The following is a 5,474-nucleotide window of genomic DNA, read 5'->3' as shown; positions in this document are numbered from 1 at the left end:
CAGGGCCGTTACGTAGCGCCGCAAACAGACACAGAGCAGGCGGTATGTGAGATTTGGGCGCAGCTGCTCAATGTAGAAGCCAGCCAGATAAGCACACAGGCAGACTTTTTCGAGCTGGGCGGACATTCACTGCTGGTCGTTAAGCTGGCCGCTGCACTGCGCGCCGAGCTGGCGGTTGAGCTGCCAGTGAAAACGCTGTTTAACGTAACCACGCTTGCTGAGCAGGCCAAAGCCGTTGAAGCCCACCAGGGACAGGCGATACGTGCAGAGATCACTGCCCAGCCAAGAGTTATGCTGACAGACCTGCAATTGGGTCAGCACAGTCTCCAGCCACTGTCTTTTGCTCAGCAGCGCTTATGGTTTATCGATCAGCTCAACCAGGGCTCGGCGCAATACAATATGCCGGCGGCCTTTCATGTTCAGGGCGAACTGAATCTGACTGTGGTTGAGGCTGTGTTGCAGACCATCGTTGACCGTCATGAAGTACTCAGAACCGTGTATCGCGATGATGCTCAGGTGATCCGCCAGCAGGCATCTTTTGAGCTCAGTTATGAGGATGTCCGCATGCTGAGTGAGACGGCGCAGCAACAGGCGATTGCCGGGGCGATGACGCAACAGCTGAGTCAGCCGTTTGACCTCAGCTGTGAGGTGATGATGCGTGCAGGCTATATTCAGACCTCACAAAGCAGCGGAGTGATGTTGTTCAACATGCATCATATTGCCTCCGATGGCTGGTCAATGCAGGTACTGATCAAAGAATTTGTTGCACTCTACCTTGCCTACAGTCAGGGACAGGAGAATCCGCTGGCACCTCTGACTATTCAGTACGCAGATTACGCGCAGTGGCAACGAACCTATTTAGAAGATGGCGTGCTAGACGAACAGCTGGGTTACTGGCAACAGCAACTGGCACAGTTGCCGGCAGTACATAGCTTGCCTCTGGACCATCCTCGTCCGGACGTAAAGCAGCATCAGGGTGGCCAGGTTAAAAGTACATTGAGTACAGAGGTTGCTCAGGGGCTGGCGGCGCTGGCCAAAGCGCAGGGGCTGACACCATTTATGTTACTCCATGGTGCGCTGTCATTGCTGTTATCCAGACACAGTAATGCCCAGGATATTGTGATTGGCACGCCGGTAGCCAACCGTATGCAAGCAGAGCTTGCCCCTCTGATTGGCTTTTTTGTCAACACGCTGGTGCTGAATGTAAACACTGCACAGGCCACTTTGGCTGATTATCTGGCGCACGTTAAAGCAGTTCATTTGGATGCCCAGTCAAATCAGGATGTGCCATTTGAGCAGCTGGTAGAGCAGCTCAATGTGCCACGTAGCAGTGCTTATACCCCACTGTTTCAGGTGATGCTGACAACCACCACGGATTATGGGGTCACCGATCAGTCGATAGACAACAACTGGTCGCTAGGCGACGCACAGTTGAGTCCCCTGGCTGATGACGCCGTGATTGCCAAGTTTGATCTCGATATAGATATGGCGCTGAGTGATACCGGAGTGGATATCTGCTGGACCTATGACAAGGCGCTGTTCAGCCAAGAGCGGATTGAAACCCTGAGTCGTCATCTTTGCACATTGCTGACAACGTTTGCCCAACAGACGACTGAGACATTACTCGCACAGGCACCAGGCGCACTCACCATGCTGTCAGGGGCAGAACAACACGAGTTGCTGGTGACCTTTAATCAGCAGGTAGAAAGTTTTGATGCGACACAGTGCATACATACATTATTTGAAAAGCAAGCCCAGGCCACGCCAGACGCCACTGCATTGGTCTTTAACGAGCAACACATTAGCTATGGTGCGCTGAACCAGCGCGCTAATCAACTGGCGCACTACCTGCTGAACGAGCATCAGCTGACACCAGAAACTTTAGTGGGTGTGTGTAGTAGCCGCTCTGTGGAGATGGTGGTGAGCATTCTGGCGATATTGAAAGCCGGGGGCGCCTACGTACCGCTCGACCCAAGCTATCCGAACAGTCGTCTGAGTCATATGGCATCAGATGCGAAGTTGCAACACATTCTAGGCTACGACACTGGCCTGAGCGTGGCTGATGGACTGATGACTGAGCTTGGCGGCACAGCCATAGATATTGCGTTGCTTGACCTCAGTGAGTATCCGCAGGACAACCCTGTTCAGGTAGAGGTGTCCGGTAACAACCTGGCCTATGTCATATATACCTCAGGCTCTACCGGGAAACCCAAAGGGGTTGCAGTAGAGCATAGCTCGCTGGTCAATTATCAATGCCACTGTCGCACGCAATATGAGCTGACCGCTGAAGATGTGATGTTGCAGTTCTCAACCATGAGCTTCGATATTTTTGTTGAAGAGTTGTTTGGGGCCTTGTGCCAGGGGGCTTCTCTGGTACTGCGTAATGAAGAGTGCCTTGGCAGCGCAGCGGCGTTCAACGCATTTTGTAGCACGCATCAAGTTACAGTAATGAGCCTGCCAACCGCGTTCTGGAAGCAAATGACCGATATGGAGGGGGCATTTGCCATTGCAACACTGCGTGCGGTGATCATCGGTGGTGAAGCCATGGGGCAAACCCACATGGAGCGCTTCTTTAGCGCAGCACCTACAGTGACTTTGTTCAACAGTTATGGACCGACAGAAGCAACAATAACGGCGACCACATCACGTTTGCATGCGGCGTCGGGCGCTGAGCTTGTCACCATAGGCAAGGCTAATGTCAATAACACTTTGCTAGTACTCAATGACGACGGCGGATTAGTGCCTAAGGGCTGTGAAGGCGAGTTGTACATTGGTGGACCAGGTGTGGCGCGAGGTTATCTGAACCAACCTCAGCTCAGTGCCGAGCGGTTTATCAGCAACCCTTATGCTGATCAGTGTTTGGCGATAGAGGCACCACGCTTGTATCGCACCGGCGACCTGGTGCGTTACACCGACCAGGGGGAGCTGATCTTCATTGGTCGTAACGACGACCAGGTGAAGCTACGAGGATTTCGTGTGGAACTGGGTGAGCTGAGCGGGATTTTAGCCCAGCAGCCTCAGGTTCAGGATGCCGCTGTCACTGTCTTTAAGGTTGATACAGAGCAGCACCTGGCCGCTTACCTTAAGTTGCATGCGAGCGATTCAGAAGCCGAACCACAAGACACCTTGCAGGCGATACGCAATCAGCTGGCAGAGCAACTGCCACAGTATATGCAGCCAGGCAGCCTGAACATTGTCGATGAACTGCCGCTGACAGTGAACGGCAAGCTAGATGTGGCTGCTTTGCCTGAGCCCAAACTCAATGTGCAACAAAGCGAATACTGTGCGCCAACGACTGAGCTGGAGCATCAACTGGTTGCAATCTGGGCGCAGTTACTGTCCCGCGAAACGCAGGACATCGGGGTCACAACCAGCTTCTTTAATCTCGGCGGCCATTCGCTGCTGATCTTAAAAGCCGTCTCTCAGATCCAGACACAATTTGAAGTATCTCTGACGGTACAAACCATTTTTGAAAACGACACGGTAGCCACACTGGCTGCCCAAATCGAGCGCCAACGCAATCAACAAGCATTAAAACAACAAATTAACGATGCCAGCGCAGACCAAATTGAAAGGGTAGAATTCTAATGAACACACAAGCAATTATCGATCAATTAACTAACAACCAAATCCTACTTTCTGTTAATGGCGACCGTCTCGCTGTGGAGGCCAAAAAGGGCGCATTGACCGCTGAGCTGGCTAGCTTGATCCGTGACAATAAGCCGGCATTGATGGAGTATTTGTCACAGCAGCAAGCGCCCCTAGCGGCTGTGAACCCGATTCAGCCTGTGGTGCGTGAAGCCGGGAAAAGCTACCCTTTGTCTTCTGCACAAAAACGTTTCTGGTTTATTGACCAGCTGCGCGGTGGTTCCAGTGATTACCATATGCCGCTGGCATTCACCCTGACCGATGCTGTGTCCATGGCACATCTTGAGAGCGCGCTTAATCATGTGTTGAAAAAGCATGAAATCTTGCGCAGTCGTTATGTGTTGGCCGCCGATGGTGCCACTGAGCAGCAACTGAGCGACGAGTCGATCAGCATTCGCTATCATGACAGTACCAGCTGCGATGAACAGACGTTTAAAGCTGACATCCAGGCCTGCATTGCGGCCCCCTTTGCGCTGGGTAGCGACCTGATGATCCGTGTTGATCACTTCCGCACCCCTGACGCACTGCACGCAGATGCCTTGCTCATTATCAATATTCACCATATTGCTTGTGACGCCTGGTCTTTAGATATTCTGAAACAAGATTTGATGACCGCGTATATGCAGTTGCAAGGGGGCATGCAGCCTCAGGCCGAGTTGCCTCTGCAGTACCTGGATTACGCCAGCTGGCAACAGGACTGGCTGAACGGTGAGCAATGCACACAACAAACCGATTACTGGCGCAATAAACTGGCGGGTATGGCGCAATTACATAGTCTGCCGCTGGATCATGCACGGCAGGCAGATAAAGCCAACTTTGGTAAGTTATACAGTGAAGCGCTGCCTGCTGAGCTGGTGCCCGTGTTGCACCGCATTGCCAGGGAATACAAGTTAACGCCCTTTATGCTGCTACACAGCGCGCTGGCACTGACGCTCTCTCAGTATGGCCAGTATCAGGATGTGGTAATGGGTACCACGATCTCTAATCGTGACAGCGAACAATTACATCCTATGATAGGGTGCTTCCTGAATCGACTGGTACTGCGTTTGGATACCGACAGAGCACAGTCGCTGTCTGATTATCTGAAACAGGTTGCGCGTACGCATATAGAGGCGCAGAACAATCAGTTGCTGCCGTTTGACAATCTGGTTGAAGCGCTGGAGATCACCCGAGCTGCTAACTACAGCCCGTTATTCCAGATCCAGTTTACACTGGGCTCTGAGCTGGGCGAACTCTCAAGCCAGGATGCTGCTTTGCTGAGCAATGCCGGATTTGCAGGCTTTGAGCTGAGTAAAGAGACAGTCGTGGTGCGTGGCGACCTGGATATTCATGCCCGTGTATCTGAGCAGAACATGGTCATTGACTGGTCGTATGACAACGAATTATTCGATACCCAAACCATTGCCACGCTGAGCAGTTTGTTTCAGCTGATCTGCCGTAATCTGACCCAGGCATATCAGCAACAAACCATTACGACAGCCAGTGTTGCCGATGTGATGTTTAATCAGCCTCAGACTTTATATACCCAGGCGGGTGAGTGTCGTCTGGATGATGCCACAGGCCTGATTGAGCGATTTGAGCAGCAGGCAGCGCTGACACCGGATGCGATTGCCGTGCACAGTGACACCGAACAGCTTAGTTATGCGCAGCTTAATGCGCAGGCGGCTAAACTGGCTGACTGTTTGCAGGAGCAGGGCGTTGAGCCCGGCGATCTGGTGGGTGTTTGCATGCCACGCAGTGCCTGCCTGATGGTGAGCTTACTGGGCGTACTCAAAGCCGGGGCAGCTTATATTCCGTTTGAACCCAGCAACACCAAAGCCCGCAAC

General features: G+C 52.5%; 2 protein-coding genes. Both read left to right on the top strand.

What is annotated here, in order from left to right; translation table 11 throughout:
• On the top strand, window positions 1-3,588 hold a 3,588-nt coding region (locus tag MHN31_RS23850; RefSeq protein WP_239445517.1), incomplete at its 5' end, for an amino acid adenylation domain-containing protein.
• Window positions 3,588-5,474: condensation domain-containing protein (locus MHN31_RS23845; RefSeq protein ID WP_239445516.1), on the top strand; the 1,887-nt coding region annotated here is incomplete at its 3' end. The genes MHN31_RS23850 and MHN31_RS23845, both read left to right, overlap by 1 nt.

The organism is Pseudoalteromonas sp. McH1-42 (assembly GCF_022347845.1).
In the GTDB taxonomy this organism is placed as follows: Bacteria; Pseudomonadota; Gammaproteobacteria; order Enterobacterales; family Alteromonadaceae; genus Pseudoalteromonas; species Pseudoalteromonas rubra_D.
This window is presented reverse-complemented; position numbering and strand designations above follow the sequence as displayed.